Raw genomic sequence first — 17284 nt, 5'->3', positions numbered from 1 at the left:
CACCCTGACCTGAGGTTGATTGATTTAATTAAATCTGATTGTTTTCCTCTTGAGGAGTTAAACGCTTACGGAAATCGGACACTGTGAAATCTAACCCTTCTGACAAAGTAATAGTAGGTTCCCAACCTAGTAAGGTTTTAGCTTTACTAATGTCTGGTTGCCGACGTCGGGGGTCATCCTGAGGTAGAGGCTTAAAGATAATTTCTGTATCAGGATTCACCATTTTCTGAATCGCCTGAGCGAGTTCTAATATAGTGTATTCTCCAGGATTCCCGAGATTAATCGGTCCGGTATGGTCATTATTCATAAGTCGAATTAGTCCTTCGACTAAGTCGGAGACATAGCAGAAACTTCGGGTCTGTGAACCATCCCCATAAACCGTTAAGGCTTCCCCCTTCAGAGCTTGCACCACAAAATTGCTAACGACTCGCCCATCATTTTCCAGCATTCGAGGACCGTAGGTGTTAAAAATGCGGGCTACACGAATGTCTACACCATTTTGTCGATGGTAGTCAAATGCGAGGGTTTCTGCCACTCGCTTGCCTTCATCGTAACAACTGCGAATCCCAATGGGATTGACATTACCCCGATAATCTTCTGACTGGGGATGGACATCCGGATCCCCATATACCTCAGACGTGGAGGCTAATAATAATCTCGCCTTCACCCGTTTGGCTAACCCTAACATGTATAGGGTACCCATGACATTGGTTTTGATAGTCTTGACGGGATTGTATTGGTAGTGAACTGGGGATGCTGGACAAGCGAGGTGGTATATTTGATCAACTTCTAACCGAATCGGTTCAGTGATGTCGTGGCGGACCAACTCAAAGTAGGGGTGTGCCAGCCATTTCAGGATATTCCGTTTGTGACCAGTGTAGAAGTTATCCAGACAAATAACTTCATGACCTTCTGCCATCAAACGATCAATTAGATGGGAGCCGATAAAACCAGCCCCACCAGTAACTAGTATTCTCATGCCACTGAACTTTTGTGATGTGAAATCAATCCTAAACTAACCTCTGAATTTAACAGTGTCCAGTTAGACAATTTTTACTTAATTTATGGCAAAAAGTCCGGATATATATCTCTCCATATAGTTTTTCACCTACCTTGAAAACCAATTCCGTAATTACCGAAGGTTATCATCGAATTCTCTTGGCTAACCGGTTGAGAATTACTAGGTTGGTAGTAAGCATTCCGAGATTAGTACAAGGCTTTCAGGTCTGGACTTTTAATGACTGAATCCCCCCTCTAGCCTTGGTCAAGACGCAATACTGCCATAAACGCTTCCTGAGGAACATCAACAGTCCCTACAGCTTTCATCCGCTTTTTACCTTTTGCCTGCTTTTGGAGAAGTTTTTTCTTCCGGGAAATGTCACCACCGTAGCATTTAGCCAATACATCTTTTCTCAAAGCCGGAATATGTTCACTAGCAATGACTCGACTACCAATAGCCGCTTGAAGAGGAATTTTAAATTGGTGTCGGGGAATGAGTTCCTTGAGTTTCTCCACCAAGGTACGACCCACATAGTAAGCTTTGTCTCGGTGAACAATTACTGCCAGGGAGTCCACAGGCTCCGCATTAATCAGTAGATCCAGCTTGACTAAGGGATTATCTCGGTAACCAATGAGCTGGTACTCCATACTGGCATAACCCCGAGAGCGAGACTTCATTTGATCAAAAAAGTCAGTAACCACTTCTGCTAGGGGTAATTCATAAATTAAAGTAGTCCGTCCTTGGGCAAGATAAGTCATATCCTTAAAATCCCCACGGCGGCTTTGACAGAGTTCCATCAGAGTCCCAACATAGGTTTCTGGGGTAATCATTTCTACCCGGACATAGGGTTCGGCAATTTTTTCCCGTTCTTGGGGGGATGGCAGGGTACTCGGATTATCAATTTCAAGGACTTCTCCCTGATTGGTGGTCACTTGATAGACCACTGAAGGGGCGGTGGTGATTAGCTCCAAATCATATTCCCTTTCCAGGCGCTCTTGAACAATTTCCATGTGCAGCAAGCCTAAGAAACCACAGCGGAAGCCAAATCCCATCGCAGAGGAAGTTTCTGGTTCGTAGTTCAGGGCAGCATCATTGAGTTTCAGCTTATCTAATGCCTCCTTTAAATCCTTATACTGGTCAGCATCAGTGGGAAACAAGCCACAAAAAACCATCGGTTTGGCTTCAGTGTATCCCGGTAAAGGGTCAATAGCTGCTGCTTTTGCTAAAGTAATGGTGTCACCAACACGGGCATCGGCTACCGCCTTAATGGCAGCAGCCAGGTAACCAACTTCACCGGCGTGGAGTTCATCCACTTGGACTTGGTTAGGGGAAAGCACCCCTAGCTCATCAATTTCGTACTCCTTGCCAGAGGCCATCAAGCGAATGCGATCGCCTTTTTTTAGAGTGCCATCGACCACTCTGAAATAAACGATTACGCCACGATAAGCATCATAGTAACTGTCAAAAATCAACGCCCTTAGGGGTTGCTCTACGGTATCGCTTGGAGGTGGAATTAGATGTACAATAGATTCGAGGATGTCTTCGATACCGATACCTTCCTTGGCTGATGCTCGAATCGCTTGGCTACAATCAAGACCAATGATATCTTCGATTTCGGTACTTACCCTTTCCGGTTCAGCTCCAGGCAAGTCTATTTTATTTAGAACGGGAATAATTTCTAGATCGTGTTCAAGGGCTAGGTAAACATTTGCTAGAGTTTGAGCCTCTACACCCTGGGATGCATCGACTACCAACAGTGCTCCTTCACAAGCCACTAGTGAGCGGGACACTTCATAGGAGAAATCCACATGACCGGGAGTGTCAATTAAATTGAGAACGTACTCGTGACCATCGCTAGCAGTATAGTTCATCCGAGCCGCTTGCAGCTTAATCGTAATTCCCCGCTCCCGTTCCAAATCCATATTGTCCAGGAACTGTTCTTTCATCTGGCGGTCGCTTACGGTACCAGTAGCTTGCAGTAGGCGATCAGCTAAGGTCGATTTCCCATGATCAATGTGGGCGATAATCGAAAAATTGCGAATATGAGAGACAGGGGCATCAGTCATAAGCTATTGGTATAAACCCAGTCAATAACTGGTCTATTGAGTTCATGCTTCACTTAATGTATTTTAATGTTTTCCGTCAGAGGTAAGGGTACTATCCCTGGAATGGTTATAAGTGAGCCAGGCTAATTGTCAGTTATCGTAAAGTTATATTAGTAGTGTTATTAGCCCATCGATTATGAATGATCATGCCTTACATCAAGAGGGTTTGCTTGAAAACCACCTTGAGTCTACCAAAGCTACTAACGTAGATCTATCACGTTCAGCTGACAAAGAAGAAATTTCTATTCATTTGGATACGGAACTCTTGGATCAAATCAAACACTTGACTAATGATCCGAGTAAAGTAATAGAAACGGCAATTCGTCAATGGCTTAGGGGTGAAAGGGGAACAGATCAGGAATTAGCCCGTACCTTTGACCGAAATCCTCCCCTGCCGCCCCGAGGTGAGTGGAACGATTGATAGACAAGAGGTAAAGGCATCTACTTTGAGACGTTGCCATTGGCTCGTGGGTTAGGGTTGGTTGGTTGCATTTACTTGTTGAAACGGGAACTGAGGCTCCCGGTGTTGCTTGTAGTTTCCAGGTTTCTTTTAATGGCTGCACCTGTGAATTTTCAATGTTTTCAAACTGGATATATAAATAGGCAATCCGCTAGTGCACAAGGTGATTCTAACTTTTTGCAGGGTTTAGGGTGTGAGCTGGTTTATACTCAAGAGGCATCGGGTAAATGCCTTTCTTTTTACTGGCAAGCTGCTGAGCAATATGGTCTGAGTTTGACACAAGTGGTGGGACTTCCCCTAGAAGATGCATTCTGCCCGACTGAAGCCGAAGCCTACCAAGAGAGGCTTCAGAGAATTTTGAGCAAGCGTTCCCCTGAACGTTGTGTTCAATCGTTTTGTTACCAGGACAGATCCTTTGCCTTTGAGTTGGTGATTAGCCCCATTTTGCCAGCGGATGGTGAAGCAACCACTGTTCTAGTTATGGGTCGCTTTTTGCCGGAATCATCAATATTGGAATGGCGGGAATCTCCTACAAACCTAAGTGTAGACCCCCATCAACAATTACTCACCAAAATTTCCCGGCAGATTCGTCGGACCCTCGATCTAGATACGATTTGGCAACAAACTGCCCAAAGTCTAGGGGAGGCACTCCAGGTAAGCCGTTGCCTCGTCTGCTATTACAAACCAGACGCACGGGTAACCAAGGTGCAGGCAGAATATTGTCAAAAGCCCTTGCGGTCAATGGCGAAACAACTGCTACCCTTAGATTCTGAGCCTTACCTCGAACAAGCCCTCACTAGTCAGGAGCCACTGCTGGTAGAACACATTCTTCCCGGTGAATGGGAACAGTTGTCTGTGTTGGTGGTTTCAACCTCCTATAAAGATGAACCTAATGGTTTGATTTGCCTACAGCAGTGTGGTGATCGCCGTCAATGGAGTGCCGCAGAAATAAAGTTAGTGGGAGAATTGGCTGAACAAGTCGGCACAGCGATCGCTCATGGCACCCTTTACAAGGAGTTAGAAATAGCTAGCGAAAGGGCTGAAGAAGCTTCTCGCCACAAAAGTGATTTTCTGGCTAATACTTCCCATGAGTTACGTACCCCTCTCAATGGCATGATTGGGTTTCTCAAGTTGGTTCTTGATGGCATGGCAGACGATCCACAGGAGCAAAGGGATTTTATCCAAGAAGCCTACAATTCTGCATTGCATCTGCTCAATATTATTAATGATATCCTGGATATTGCCAAGATTGAAGCTGGTAAAATGGAGCTAGAACTCGCTCCAGTAGAATTAGATTCTCTGTTTAGAAAAGTTGAGGACTTTACGATCAATCAAGCCCAGCTCAAAAACCTCAGCCTCAGAATTGAAATGCCTGATGTCTATGATGGCATTGTTATGTATGGTAACTATCAAAGGCTGCTACAGGTCATGTTAAACCTAGTCGGCAATGCCATTAAGTTTACTGATGAAGGTGGGGTGACTGTTAGTGCTGAGGTGATCCGAAAGAAGATAACTTTCAAAGGTACAGAATTCCCAGGATTGGTTAAAGTTCGAGTTGCCGATACTGGCATCGGTGTTTCCCTCGACCAGCAAGACCGGCTGTTTCAAACCTTTACCCAAGTCGATGGTTCCCGGACTCGCCAATATGGCGGCACGGGTTTAGGCTTAGTCATATCCCAAAAGCTGATTGAAACCATGGGGGGTGTGGTCAATTTTTTCAGTATGGGGGAAAATTTAGGGTCAACAGTTACCTTCACAGTACCTCTTTATCAAGTTCCTGTGATGATTTCCAATCAAGCAACTGATATTGATTAACCATCCACTCTTTAGGTTCCCCTTACGTAAGGATTCAGCCCTTAGCTTTTTACGGAAAACTTAAACTAAACTTACTAACACTTACAAGCCATAATAAATTTGGGAGTAATGGTGAAAAGTGTTAGTATTAGTTTTAGCTGAAAGTTAGATTAAACGTAAGCATTCAGCCGTCAGCCGTCAGCCCTGAGCCTTGGCCAAAGGCCACGCTACGCGAATGGCTCACGCTGCTTGAGGTGCTTTCCATAACTCAGCATTATTCGAATCCTTTCTTGTTTTATTCAAAAGTTCCGTAGCTTTATAATAGCCCATAAGCACATCAAGTAGCACAATCTGTAGCCCATTAGCTGATAGCTGATACGCGACACGCTGATAGCTTACGCTTAAAGTACCTCACCAAATTTAAAGATTCTCTATAAAACAGTAATGCTATAATAAGCACCGTCAGAGATTAGTGAGTAGTCTTTGGATAGTAACACTTCCCTAGTATAGTTTGTCTAGTTTGGGAACTATTAGCTCAAAATATCGGTTGACTTAACAAGACTATGATCGAAAACGAAACAGCTCGTGAAGTGTTCCAGGCGGCTTACGAAAACCGCTACACCTGGGACGACAATTTTCCTGGTTACAAAGCTGACCTGGAAATTAAGCAAGGTGATGAAGTATACACTGGTCAAGTTCGCATTAATAGTGATCACAGTGTTGAAGTCAGTGGGTTTGATGATGAAAAGGTCAAAGAAAGTGTCTATAACCAGATGCGGGATATTGTGACCCATCGCAAGCGGTCATCCTTTGAAAAAGCCCATGGGAAAAACCAATTTAGCTTTGGTGAAAACGATTCTACTGGTGCAGTGGAAATTTTGGTCAAGGGTGATGCTATGGGCTCTAACTATAAAGTCCGGGGTAGGGAAATTTGTCATGTCAGTCGGGTTATGGGTCCGATGGCTTTTACAATTAATACCAACCATAGCCTAGATACAGGAGAAGGGTATATTTCTTCAGGCTACAATGCCATTTTTCGCAATGCCAAAACTGGTGATTTGATGGCTAAACGAGAATTTGAGGACAGGTTCGAGAAAGTTGGTGATTATTATATTATGACTCGTCAAGTAGTTTATGCCATCGAGGAAAAAGGGCGGACAGCTACTGAATTCAACTTTTATAATATCAGGTTACTCCAACCAGCTATGGTTTAAACTTTTGTTGTAAGCATTCAGCTATCAGCTATCAGCCATCAGCTAAAGACCAACGGCTGACAGCTGACGGCACCTCAAGTAGCACCATCTGTAGCCCATAGGCTTACCTGTTATTTACCGGGAGAGAGTTCAAACATAACGTACGCAAAACTCTAATGCCACAGATACATGGCTGGTTTGCTGCGGATAATCAACAACTGGGCGAGTAATTATAACTAGGGAGATGCCTAACTCAGTAGCTACGGCTCGTTTGATATCTTCTCCCCCAGCAACCCCAGAGGCCTTGGTGACCACAACAGAGATGTCCCAGTGATGCCAGAGTGCCTTTTCCAAATCAGCTGGTACCGGAGGACGCAGGGCAATAATTCGATCCCGGCTAAATCCAGACGCGATCGCTAAATCAATTGCAGTAACACTGGGGAGAACCCTGGCGTATAGGGTTGATTGGTCTTGCCAACCACGGAATAAGGGTAAATGTTTATAACCGATTGTCAGTAATACCCGCTGCTGATGGAGATAGTTACCAGCAATCAGGTCTTGGAAACTATTGAGATAAATTATTGGTGAATTGTCTAGTTCAGAACTTACCTGAGAATTTAGCTGTTGCCTTTCAAAACGCAGGTAAGGTATATGCCGAGCACAAGCGGCTGAAATCGCTATTTGGGAAATTTCCACCGCATAGGGGTGAGAGGCATCTAGGATCGCTACAATACCATGGTTCTCCAAAAACTGCTCTAGCCCATTTGTATCTAAACGTCCGACTCGAACCCTTAAATTTGGGGTTTGGGGATAGAGGGATTTAGCCGCTGTTGTGGTAACGGTTACTGTACAGGGAATCCCCCTGAATGCGATCGCATTTGCCAGAGTCACACTTTCGGTGGTTCCACCAATCAGCCAAATACGGCCACTGCTATCTACCACTCCTATCTGCCCTTAAGGGCTTTAGTAAAGTTTTTGCGATAGGACTTATTGGCAACGATTAAAGCTGGCCACAACAGTGACAATGCTATCCGATTGGTTAAACTCCGGCTGAAGTCAGTCCGCTCAAACCCCCTCCAGAATTTCCACACGCCATACCCATAGACTACCAGTAACCCGAAGACAATTAAGTTAGCCATTCATCAAAAATCTTGCCATATTTGGAAACCCCGTCTCAAGTAAGATAGGCGTCTCGCCTGACAGGGAGGAAAAGCGAGCCCTTGGGGCGGTTTTAACTACCGTCGATGAATCTGGGTAGAACACATTTGGTTATTGTGACATGGTTTTTCACCTCGGGTGCTTTTTATAAGATAATTTTTATATTAATGATAATTTTACCTTATCAAGCAAGTGTTAGACCATGACCTCAATACCATAAGTGTGTAGGTTAATCAACAGGTGCGACACGAAAGCGCACCTACGAATTGATTCGGATTACAGCTCAAAGTAGCATTGATCCAGATCCAGTTTCTCTAGTCTTCATTATGTGGTGTCACCCTTAGGAGTTACAGACTAGCCAAACTCAGTAGTCATGATTACGTGAGTGAAGAAGGAGCGGGTCAACACGGGATCTTTCTTCTCAGGGAGGAGGAAACTTGGCGACACCAGTGTCGTTGTTATGGTTCCGCCAGTCTTTGTCGAAAGCACTATTTAGGTGCGACCCGTGGCGAATTTAATTCTTAATGGGTCAAGGGCACCTATGTGAATCACTTATGAATCACTATCGACTAGGCCATACCAAAATCACGGTTTTCAGATCAAGTCACTGTTTGTGGAGGAAAGTACTTCACTAAAAAAAGCCCATAAAAAGACAAATGAACGTAGACAACATGATCAAACCCCTTAACGGGTTAAAAGAGGAGGAATTATGCGAGCAGTGCTGATGGCTGGTGGTTCAGGAACACGGCTTAGACCGTTGACCTGTGATCTGCCCAAGCCCATGGTGCCAATCCTGAATCGACCCATTGCGGAACATATTGTTAATCTACTCAAACGGCACAATATCACTGAGGTCATTGCCACTCTTTACTATCTCCCAGATGTCATGCGGGACTACTTCCAAGACGGCAGTGACTTTGGGGTAAAGATGACTTATGCGGTAGAAGAAGAACAGCCTCTGGGTACTGCAGGTTGTGTTAAAAATATTTCCGAATTACTCAATGAAACCTTTTTAGTCATTAGTGGCGATAGCATCACCGACTTTGATTTGACTGCTGCGATCGAATTTCATAAAGCTAAGAAATCAAAGGCGACATTAATCCTAACTCGCGTTCCCAATCCCGTTGAGTTCGGGGTGGTGATCACCGATAAGGAAATGCGCATCCGCCGATTTTTGGAAAAACCTTCGACCTCAGAAATTTTTTCCGATACTGTTAACACTGGCACTTACATTCTTGAACCATCGGTTCTAGAGTACCTGCCATCAAATGAGGAATGTGACTTTTCTAAAGACCTGTTTCCGAAACTCCTCGAGAAAGATGAGCCAATGTATGGCTATGTAGCTGAGGGATATTGGTGTGATGTTGGTCACCTGGAGGCTTACCGAGAAGCCCAGTATGACGGCTTAATGAATAAGGTCACACTAGACTTTGCTTACCCAGAACAATCCTCAGGAATGTGGGTGGGACAAAATACCTATATCGACCCTACTGCCAAGATTGAAACCCCAGTACTAATTGGTAGCAACTGCCGGATTGGGCCAAACGCCCACATCGAAGCAGGAACAGTAATTGGCGATAATGTTACCATCTCTGCTCACGCTAACCTGAAACGACCGATTATTTGGAATGGAGCGTTAATTGGTGAAGAGGTTAATCTGAGTGCCTGCACCATTTCCAGGGGAACCAGGGTAGACCGTCGTGCTCAGGTTTTGGAAGGTGCCGTTGTCGGTTCCCTGTCTAAAGTGGGAGAAGAAGCTCAAATTAGTCCCACTGTAAGGGTTTGGCCAAATAAAACTATAGAATCAGGTGCAACATTGAATATCAATTTAATTTGGGGCAACACTGCCCAACGGAATCTTTTTGGTCAGCGGGGTGTCCAAGGCTTAGCCAACATCGATATTACTCCTGAATTTGCCGTTAAGTTGGGAGCGGCTTATGGGTCTACCTTAAAACTAGGCTCCCAAGTATCACTCTCCCGTGACCAGCGTAGTATCTGTCGCATGGTGACCCGGTCTTTGATTGGGGGGTTGATGTCTGTGGGTGTCGATGTCCAGAACCTAGATGCAACCGCAATTCCCGTGGCTCGAACCGTGGTACCAACCCTAGGGGTCTCCGGAGGTATCCATGTGCGAGTGCATCCTGACCGACCAGATCATATCCTGATCGAAGTTATTGATGCCAAGGGAATTAATATCAGCAAGGGTAAAGAGAAAAAAATTGAGGGGGCTTACTTTAAAGAAGACCTAAGACGAGTCCAGATCAATGATATCGGCAATGTTAACTACCCGATTCAGTTAATCGATATCTACGGTACTGCCTTTGAGAAGCATCTCAATGTAGAGGCAATTCGCAACAGTAGTGCTAAGGTAGTTATTGACTATGCTTATGCTGTGTCTGGTGCGGTGTTACCCCAACTGTTAGCGAAATTTGGGGCTGATGCAGTAGTCCTCAATGCCAGTTTGAAACAAACAGCTATCTCCACAGAAGAACGAGAGAGTTTGCTCAATCAGCTGGGTCAGGTGGTCGAGGCCCTAAAAGCCAATTTTGGCGTGCAGGTCTCTGCTAATGGGGAACAGCTGATTTTGGTTGATGAATCGGGAATCTCGATTCGAGGTGAGGTATTGACTGCACTGATGGTCAATATTATGTTAACCTCTAATCCCAGGGGAACTGTGGTGGTTCCAGTCCAGACATCAAGTGCGGTGGAACAAATTGCCCGACGCCATGATGGCAAGGTGATCCGCACCAAAGCTAACCCCACAGCACTGATGGAAGCTTCTCAAAGCAACCCCAATGTGGTATTGGGAGGTAGTTGGGACATGGGCTTTATTTTCCCCCAACTACATCCAGGCTTTGATGCCATGTTTGGAATCGCCAAGTTGATCGAGATGCTGACAGTCCAAGAGCGATCGCTTGCTGATATTCGTGCCGAACTCCCCCGGGTATGGTACAAAACCGTTACTCTGCGCTGTCCTTGGACAGTTAAGGGTAGCCTCATGCGTCATCTGGTCGAAACCCATCCCAGTGAGCAGCTCGAACTTGTCGATGGAGTTAAAATTATCAACCCGCAAAATGATAACTGGGTGTTGATTTTACCCGATGCTGGCGAACCCTTAGTTCATATTTTTGCCAACAGCGATGACCGGGATTGGGCTGAGGAAAACCTCAAGCATTATCGCAACCATGTTCAGGAATTCGTTGAAAAAGAACAAGGTGTAGAAGCACAACCTTCAGCCGTGTCATAAATCCGATTAATCGGCTCTTAACAGGCATAGCGGTGGCTTTCCTCAGGTGCGACCCAAGGGCGATTTACTCGCCCATTGGAAAGCGCACCTAAAGAGTGTTTGTAGACCTCAGGAAAGTCACCGCTATGCCCTTGTTGGTAGTTAATTGTTGGTAGGTTAAGTTCAATCAAAGAAAAGCCAAGAGTACTGGTACGCTTGTTCTATAATAAGGAGTCAACATTCAAAGGACCAGGGATATAGGAGATGAACAGCTGCATTTTAATGGCACAAATTATTCAGGATCCAGAACTGCGTTACACCTCAGAGAATCAGACACCCCTGACTCAGATGCTAGTACAATTCGCCAGTGTTAAGGCTGAGGAATCCCCATCCACCTTAAAAGTGGTAGGTTGGGGGGAATATTTGGCCAATGAAATTAAAACAAACTATTCCACAGGCGATCGCGTGGTGATTGAAGGTAGCTTAAGGATGAATGTGATTGAGCGACCAGAAGGGTTCAAGGAAAAACGGGCAGAATTGAATGTTTCCCGGATTCACAAATTGGGAACAGATGATCACTTTGAGCCACAAGTCATGGGCTCGGAAAGAACTTTCCAGCAGACCCCAGAACCATCTCGTCCCCAAACCATAGGTGCGCTTTCCGTTGGCGAATTAAATTCGCCACGGGTCGCACCTCATGATAAGGTGGTATCCATGGAGCAACATCGGATGTCGTCATCAGTTTCTTCTCCTAACAATACCGGACAAGATTTTGCTTATACCAGCACTGAACAAAATACTGAGCAAAGCTTTGACTCTTCTTTTGGGTCTTCATCTCCTCAAAACCCAACCTCTGGTAGCCCTAGTCATCAACAAGATTTAGATGATATTCCCTTTTAGTTATTAGGAGAAAAGATTATAGCTTTTATCATAGCTATGAGGTACACAAAATGTGTTACCTCTTCCCTATTCCCTGCTCCCTGCTCCCTGCTCCCTGCTCCCTGTTCCCGACTTCTGCAAGAAGTCTATTAAATTGTGTTTCAACTTCTTTACGTACTGATCTATGCCCTCCAGCCTTATCTAGACTTGATTTGCTTTTGTTTGGCTTGGGGGATAATGATGATTCTAGCTTGGACGGTTTTGTCAGCAGTCCGAGAAAGTTTTGCTGTTGCCAAACGACTGCATCAAATTCCCTGTTCTAACTGTCAGTTTTTTACTGGTGATTATCGTCTTAAATGTACCGTGCATCCCTCTGTTGCTAATTCTGAAGCAGCAATTAATTGTATAGACTTTTGTGCAAAAAATAATTACATGACTAGGGTTTAACAGACTCGACAGTAATGCCATTGGCTTCATCCTTGCTGCTGGGGAGGAAGCCTATATAGCAATCCTAAATTATTTGTAAAATCACTGGAATTGTTAAAAACTGGTGCCTTCTCCCTTCCCTTCTGCCATCTGCCGTCTGCTTCCTGCCTTAAAGCAGACCATTTCTTTCACAAATCAGATAGGATTGCTATATATAGCAATCCTAATGAAAGCATGCGTGATGGATAACACAATTACTTACCTCACAACTGCTGACCTTGATTCCACCAGGGCCATCCTTTTAGCGCAAGCAAGCAGTCTAACTTATGATGCTTTTGATAAGCAAAACCCTGCTGAGTGTCTTGAGGTGTCTCCACCGGATGGTTATGATTTTGTAGACTACTGGACTGGTGTTGATGCGATTTTTAATAAATACAAAACTGTTGAGTGTTATGGTGTAGTGTTTCGATCTCAGCAGTCTCCTTACACTTATATATTTGCCTTTAGAGGTACTTATTCCACAGAGGATCTAATAGATACTTTTGGTGTTAATCATACAACATTTGTACCTTATCAGGAAGATGTTGTAGTGCCATCTAAGCTTAGGGTTGAATCAGGTTTCTACCATATCTATTCCAATAGTGATGGGAACACACCCTCGATGCAGAATCAGGTGTTTGCCCTAGTTGATAAATACCAAGCATCTGAAAAACCGATCGATACTCTGTATATTACTGGCCATAGTTTAGGCTCTACACTGAGCACTTTATTCACACTTGATATGGCGTTGTCTAGACCAGATATCAAGTCTGCAAGCTACAACTATGCTTCCCCTCGTGTAGGCAACCAAGCATTTGTAGAATTTTATCAACAACAGGCACCGCAACAAAACCCCGAGACACGAACTATTCGTATCCAAAATGTTTATGACAAAGTTCCTTGTGACCCATTTAAATATGAAGGATATCAGCATTTGCCCTATGCCTATCTAGTTTCATTTTCTCGAGACAACTTAATGGGTAAATTTGATGTTATAGACAATCATCATTACAAAAATTATAAAACTGTTTTGAATTGTGCGTTGGAGAGTGAAAGTGGCTTTTGTGAGAGAACCTTTGACTACGATCAGGACAAAACGATGAAGTCGGTGAAACCAGATCCTAGTCAAGTCTGTAGATATTGGTTGTAGCTCTTGGTCTGGGGTTGTCTAGCGGATTTCAAGTTTGTGAGGTACAAATTTTCTGGTTTTAGGGAACAGGGAACAGGGAACAGGGAACAGGGAACAGGGAACAGAAAAGAGGCAAGAGGAACCCAGCCCTAACCCCTTCCAGTTGGGTAGGGTGCGTTAGGGGTGGCCTCATTTTCCGCCTCGTAGCTAGGGTTTGGATAGCCCGCCCCGTAACGCACCACGGTGTCAAACAGCAAAAATGAGATGCACCCAACCGATCCCCCGTTGGTCCCCCTTAAAAAGGGGGACTTTAAGGCAATAAATGCTATAAAAACTAATAGTTAAAAACTAAGGGATTCTCTGAAAAAAAACCTACGCGATTGACCGAAGTCACGCTACGCGATGAAGCTAAGCTTCCGCCCTTGTGCGATTGACCGAAGTCACGCTACGCGATCGCTAATTTTATAAAAGCGATTATATGAAATATACGCTACGCGATCGCTTATTTTTTATTAATCCCAAAACTACCAAAAAAAACTTCTCAAAACCCTTGACAATTAAAGCTATAATCATTACAATAATCAATATTAACCGAAATTAAATTTTTTATGATGTCACAACAATTCAGCCAAAACTTCAAGAAACAACCTGCTCATCAAACTCTGAAAGGTTCTCGTGAAGCAGTAATTTATAGCATGCAGATGCTTTACGCATTAGGCTATGCAGAGATAGCGGAATGGACCCCTCTGGAACCGACTGATGTTCCAGGGGAAGTGATCACTACAATCACCAAGTATTGGTTGTTGCCATAACACTTTGTCTTGATGCAGTCGCTCATGGGGGAAACCCCCAAGACCGCGCTGCATCGCTAAATTTCTGGGGGGGTTTCTCCCCGGGGGCCTTGGTTTTGGTCGAATCAGATAGGAACTGATCAGGTTAAGTTTGCTAATTTTGTGACATAAGAAATTGAAATAGTCGTGGATAGTATTTCTACGGCTATTTTTTTTTGATACTTATCGAAAGAGGGAATTTAGAATTAAGAATTAAGAATTAAGAATTAAGAATTTATAATTAAGAATTAAGAATTTATAATTAAGAATTAAGAATTTATAATTTAGAATTTAGGCGTAGGGTGTGTTAGGGACGGGCTCGCCAAGACGCAAGCCATAGCAAGTGTTAGGTTGTTGCCCGTAACGCACCACCGCGTCAAATAGCATGCATTGAGATGCACCCGTTTTGGTTGTGGTCTATACCTGGCGAGGTGATCAAATCCGTTTGATTTCAGCTCGCAAAGCCACTCGTACTGAACGTAAACAATATTTGGAGGGATGAAGATGGAAGCTGAGTATGATTTTAGTCAAGGTAAGCGTGGCGCGATTGACCCGATGCCATCTGGTAAAACTCGGATCACAATTTGTTTAGATAACGATGTTATTGAGTGGTTTCGTGAGCAGGTACATCTATCTGGTGGAGGCAATTATCAAACCTTGATTAATCAGGTGTTGCGTCAGCACATTCGGCATCAATCGATAGAAGTAGAAGGAGATCAGGAAACTATTCCGATCACAGAAATTATTCAAAGTCAATAAGCTTGATAACATTATCGCTCCGGTAACGATAAAGGAATTTAATCTAAATATTTCAATGGTAAGTTATTAGGATAAAACGTTGATTGACTATAGTCTCTTCAGACAATTCGTGATCGTGGAGATGTTTCTAATCATATCTGGCACCATTGGGATTAATCGTCGGTGGGCAGTGCCTATCTAAGCACAAAGCTGAGGTGATCTGATCTGTCTCAAGCACTGCCCACCCTACTTGCTAACTGGCGACAAACGTCAGAACAGTTTTCAATAGAAAGCCGTCCTAGAAGGAGGGGGCTTTAAACCCAATTTTTTTAGTAAGCTGCCCAACGGGGGTCAGATTGGTAGCGTACAATCACAGGATGAGCAAGGCGGTTGACCTCGACATTACCCAACTTAATATCTCCTGGCAGCTCAAACAAGGAGTGTAAAATGCCTGGGGTCAGAAAGCGAGTTGATACCGATAAATTGAGGGTGTCCGGCTGAATCGATCGCCTTGATGCTAGGACAAAACCCCAAGGCCCAAAGCTGGGGACATCTATAACATAGGGATGAACTAATAGTCCCACATTTTCCAAGGTTGCGGCAATACAACTCAGAACATTGGGAGCAAAAAAGGGACTAGATGCCTGAGTCACAAAAATGCCTTTGTCTGCTAATCGCGGTAAGAGACGGCGGTAGAATCCTTCTGCATAAAGCTTGGCAATAATCTTTTGATCGGGGTCGGGAAAGTCGGCAATAATCACATCAAAGGTTTCGTTGAGTGCGGGTGCCCTAATGAAAGCATCAGCATACAACACTTCGACACGGGGGTCGGAAAATGAGTTATCGTTAACTTGGACTAATTGAGGGTGATGACTAGCTAATTTGACAACCTCGCTGTCTAAATCGATCAGTAGGACTCGTTCGACTTCTGGCCATTTGAGCACTTCCCGCAAGGCCATACCATCACCTCCACCCAACACCAGAACCCGACGCCTACCAACACTAGCACTCATGGCGGGATGCACTAAAGCTTCATGGTAGCGGTATTCGTCGAGGGTGGAAAATTGCAAATCGCCATTGAGGAAGAGACGAACATCCTGTCCTTGTCGTGTGAGGACAATGCGTTGGTAGGGAGACTGGATGCGGGTGATCACTGGCCCACTATACAGAGTATTTTCCAGCTTGTCGCTAATCGGAATGGCTAAGGGAGCCAAGGTAAACAGGAGAATACCTAGGGTTAAACCCAAATATCCCCAGGGCCGCAGTCTGGGAAAGCGTCTGCCAATGGCAAACACCATCAAGGCGGGTAATGACCCTAAGACAAAAGCCGTAGGAAATAAACCGATAATGGGTAATAAGAGGATGGGAAAAGCGAGGGAACCCAGTAGTGCTCCCAAATAGTCTAAGGCTAAAACACCTGCTAATGCTTCCCGCACCCCTTTGTCCAATTCCAGAATTCGGGTCAGTAGCGGCACTTCCAGTCCTGCTAGTACTCCCAGGACAATAGTGACGAAGAATAAACCCAGCCAGATGGAACCATTGCTAACAAATACAGCAAATAGTCCCAAAGGCAATAGGGCAGTTAGGGGAGCAATGAGTAGTTCAACTTTGACAAAGACTAAGAGTAGTTGGTGTTGTAGAGATGGGGAATTGGTCTGATTGACAGCAATAAACTGACTCAGGTAAGACCCTAGACCCATTGCTGCGAGAAATACTCCAACGGAAATACCATAGGATAGAGCTTGATTCCCTACCAAGTAACTTGCTAGAGTTCCCAGCAACAGTTCTACCGCTAGTCCACAAATTGAGGAAACCGCAGCAGCAATCATGAGCAACCAACGCTGGTCCCGTTTGAGGGATGGGATGCTAGAGTTAGGTATCGGTTTCCCATCTGATATCGCATCTTCCATCGTCTATTTCCCGGTAGCCGGACCGCCTCCGCGAAAGCTACCATAGTCTGAGCGATTGGGGGACGATTTCCAAATACCTAGATAATAGTAACCGGATAAATATGTCCGATGTCGGGGCCAGTAGTTATTTTGTTTTTCTTCCCGCAGGACAAGGGCTGAACGCTGAGTGTAACCTGCGATTATGGTAAATAGTGCGATCGCAACTGTCGTCGCTGTCAAAATTTTAGTCAACATGGGATCAATTCCTGGATGGAAAATAGAAGTAGTGCGAGCATCTTGCTCGCGTAGTGGGAGCATCTTGCTCGAAGCCCGTGAAACAGCTAAAACTGTTTGACACTCCCCTAGCTGTTTCTAATATCATGTCCGGTTGAATACTTATACTAAGGGCAAAAACAAG

15 protein-coding genes and 1 pseudogene are annotated in these 17284 nt (G+C 44.5%); 10 read left to right on the top strand and 6 right to left on the bottom strand.

Translation table 11 applies throughout. The annotated features are described in order from the left end of the window. Positions 1-28: 28 nt before the first annotated feature. Together LYNGBM3L_RS02595 and lepA are read right to left on the bottom strand one after the other, a co-directional pair. Positions 29-979, bottom strand: coding sequence for a UDP-glucuronic acid decarboxylase family protein (locus tag LYNGBM3L_RS02595; RefSeq protein WP_008178712.1), 951 nt, complete (start codon positions 977-979; stop codon positions 29-31). A 275-nt stretch (positions 980-1254) separates the two neighbouring features. Beyond that, positions 1255-3066 carry a translation elongation factor 4 gene (lepA, locus tag LYNGBM3L_RS02590; RefSeq protein WP_008178709.1) on the bottom strand — a complete coding sequence of 604 codons (1812 nt, stop codon included), beginning with the start codon at positions 3064-3066 and terminating at the stop codon, positions 1255-1257. Between the two features lie 175 nt (positions 3067-3241). On the opposite strand from lepA, the gene LYNGBM3L_RS46905 reads away from it, so the two are divergent. The 3 genes from LYNGBM3L_RS46905 (at position 3242) to LYNGBM3L_RS02575 (ending at position 6573) form a co-directional block, all read left to right on the top strand. After that, positions 3242-3526 (top strand): type II toxin-antitoxin system CcdA family antitoxin, encoded by a 285-nt coding sequence (locus LYNGBM3L_RS46905; protein ID WP_008178707.1) that lies wholly within the window; start codon positions 3242-3244, stop codon positions 3524-3526. 132 nt (positions 3527-3658) lie between these two features. After that, positions 3659-5380, top strand: a complete 1722-nt coding sequence (locus LYNGBM3L_RS02580; protein WP_044492116.1) for an ATP-binding protein — start codon at positions 3659-3661, stop codon at positions 5378-5380. A 542-nt stretch (positions 5381-5922) separates the two neighbouring features. Further along, positions 5923-6573, top strand: a complete 651-nt coding sequence (locus LYNGBM3L_RS02575; protein ID WP_008178703.1) for a DUF3386 domain-containing protein — start codon at positions 5923-5925, stop codon at positions 6571-6573. Between the two features lie 129 nt (positions 6574-6702). Here the strand turns inward: LYNGBM3L_RS02575 and LYNGBM3L_RS02570 are convergent, their stop codons facing one another. Together LYNGBM3L_RS02570 and LYNGBM3L_RS02565 are read right to left on the bottom strand one after the other, a co-directional pair. Continuing rightward, the gene (locus LYNGBM3L_RS02570; protein WP_008178701.1) at positions 6703-7494 is read right to left on the bottom strand and encodes a cobalt-precorrin-6A reductase; all 792 of its coding nucleotides are present in this window, start codon (positions 7492-7494) and stop codon (positions 6703-6705) included. A gap of 2 nt (positions 7495-7496) precedes the next feature. Beyond that, on the bottom strand, positions 7497-7691 hold the full coding sequence (locus LYNGBM3L_RS02565; RefSeq protein ID WP_008178699.1) for a hypothetical protein: 195 nt from the start codon (positions 7689-7691) through the stop codon (positions 7497-7499). A 728-nt stretch (positions 7692-8419) separates the two neighbouring features. Between LYNGBM3L_RS02565 and LYNGBM3L_RS02560 the strand changes: the two genes are divergently transcribed. The 7 genes and pseudogenes from LYNGBM3L_RS02560 (at position 8420) to LYNGBM3L_RS02535 (ending at position 14998) form a co-directional block, all read left to right on the top strand. Beyond that, entirely contained in the window at positions 8420-10957 is a 2538-nt protein-coding gene (locus LYNGBM3L_RS02560) for a mannose-1-phosphate guanyltransferase (RefSeq protein WP_008178697.1), read from the top strand. Positions 10958-11200: 243 nt separating this feature from the next. Continuing rightward, complete coding sequence (locus LYNGBM3L_RS35285) at positions 11201-11836, top strand: single-stranded DNA-binding protein (RefSeq protein ID WP_044492043.1); 636 nt, start codon at positions 11201-11203, stop codon at positions 11834-11836. Positions 11837-11971: 135 nt separating this feature from the next. Beyond that, positions 11972-12262: a hypothetical protein gene (locus LYNGBM3L_RS02550; RefSeq protein ID WP_008178693.1), complete on the top strand. Its 291-nt coding sequence runs from the start codon at positions 11972-11974 to the stop codon at positions 12260-12262. A gap of 220 nt (positions 12263-12482) precedes the next feature. Continuing rightward, the gene (locus tag LYNGBM3L_RS02545; RefSeq protein ID WP_008178691.1) at positions 12483-13430 is read left to right on the top strand and encodes a lipase family protein; all 948 of its coding nucleotides are present in this window, start codon (positions 12483-12485) and stop codon (positions 13428-13430) included. Between the two features lie 590 nt (positions 13431-14020). Beyond that, on the top strand, positions 14021-14221 hold the full coding sequence (locus tag LYNGBM3L_RS02540) for a hypothetical protein (RefSeq protein ID WP_008178689.1): 201 nt from the start codon (positions 14021-14023) through the stop codon (positions 14219-14221). A 421-nt stretch (positions 14222-14642) separates the two neighbouring features. Further along, positions 14643-14741, top strand: a pseudogene (locus LYNGBM3L_RS49685) (BrnT family toxin); the annotation flags it as partial. A gap of 2 nt (positions 14742-14743) precedes the next feature. Next, on the top strand, positions 14744-14998 hold the full coding sequence (locus LYNGBM3L_RS02535) for a BrnA antitoxin family protein (RefSeq protein ID WP_044492115.1): 255 nt from the start codon (positions 14744-14746) through the stop codon (positions 14996-14998). A gap of 308 nt (positions 14999-15306) precedes the next feature. Here LYNGBM3L_RS02535 and LYNGBM3L_RS02530 read toward each other — a convergent pair whose 3' ends face one another. Both LYNGBM3L_RS02530 and LYNGBM3L_RS02525 read right to left on the bottom strand, forming a co-directional pair. Next, positions 15307-16887: a polyamine aminopropyltransferase gene (locus LYNGBM3L_RS02530; protein ID WP_008178683.1), complete on the bottom strand. Its 1581-nt coding sequence runs from the start codon at positions 16885-16887 to the stop codon at positions 15307-15309. Between the two features lie 3 nt (positions 16888-16890). Beyond that, complete coding sequence (locus tag LYNGBM3L_RS02525; protein WP_008178681.1) at positions 16891-17184, bottom strand: hypothetical protein; 294 nt, start codon at positions 17182-17184, stop codon at positions 16891-16893. Positions 17185-17284: the final 100 nt, after the last annotated feature.

The organism is Moorena producens 3L, from assembly GCF_000211815.1.
GTDB classification, from domain to species: domain Bacteria; phylum Cyanobacteriota; class Cyanobacteriia; order Cyanobacteriales; family Coleofasciculaceae; genus Moorena; species Moorena producens.
The sequence above is the reverse complement of the archived record's forward strand: the minus strand, read 5'-3'. Positions and strand labels throughout refer to the sequence as shown.

Bases quoted from the DNA above. Each gene is read 5' to 3' on its own strand.
- LYNGBM3L_RS02595 (WP_008178712.1), bottom strand. From the start codon at position 979: ATGAGAATACTAGTTACTGGTGGGGCTGGTTTTATCGGCTCCCATCTA.
- lepA (WP_008178709.1), bottom strand. From the start codon at position 3,066: ATGACTGATGCCCCTGTCTCTCATATTCGCAATTTTTCGATTATCGCC.
- LYNGBM3L_RS46905 (WP_008178707.1), top strand. From the start codon at position 3,242: ATGAATGATCATGCCTTACATCAAGAGGGTTTGCTTGAAAACCACCTT.
- LYNGBM3L_RS02580 (WP_044492116.1), top strand. From the start codon at position 3,659: ATGGCTGCACCTGTGAATTTTCAATGTTTTCAAACTGGATATATAAAT.
- LYNGBM3L_RS02575 (WP_008178703.1), top strand. From the start codon at position 5,923: ATGATCGAAAACGAAACAGCTCGTGAAGTGTTCCAGGCGGCTTACGAA.
- LYNGBM3L_RS02565 (WP_008178699.1), bottom strand. From the start codon at position 7,691: ATGGCTAACTTAATTGTCTTCGGGTTACTGGTAGTCTATGGGTATGGC.
- LYNGBM3L_RS02560 (WP_008178697.1), top strand. From the start codon at position 8,420: ATGCGAGCAGTGCTGATGGCTGGTGGTTCAGGAACACGGCTTAGACCG.
- LYNGBM3L_RS35285 (WP_044492043.1), top strand. From the start codon at position 11,201: ATGAACAGCTGCATTTTAATGGCACAAATTATTCAGGATCCAGAACTG.
- LYNGBM3L_RS02545 (WP_008178691.1), top strand. From the start codon at position 12,483: ATGGATAACACAATTACTTACCTCACAACTGCTGACCTTGATTCCACC.
- LYNGBM3L_RS02540 (WP_008178689.1), top strand. From the start codon at position 14,021: ATGTCACAACAATTCAGCCAAAACTTCAAGAAACAACCTGCTCATCAA.
- LYNGBM3L_RS02535 (WP_044492115.1), top strand. From the start codon at position 14,744: ATGGAAGCTGAGTATGATTTTAGTCAAGGTAAGCGTGGCGCGATTGAC.
- LYNGBM3L_RS02530 (WP_008178683.1), bottom strand. From the start codon at position 16,887: ATGGAAGATGCGATATCAGATGGGAAACCGATACCTAACTCTAGCATC.
- LYNGBM3L_RS02525 (WP_008178681.1), bottom strand. From the start codon at position 17,184: ATGCTCCCACTACGCGAGCAAGATGCTCGCACTACTTCTATTTTCCAT.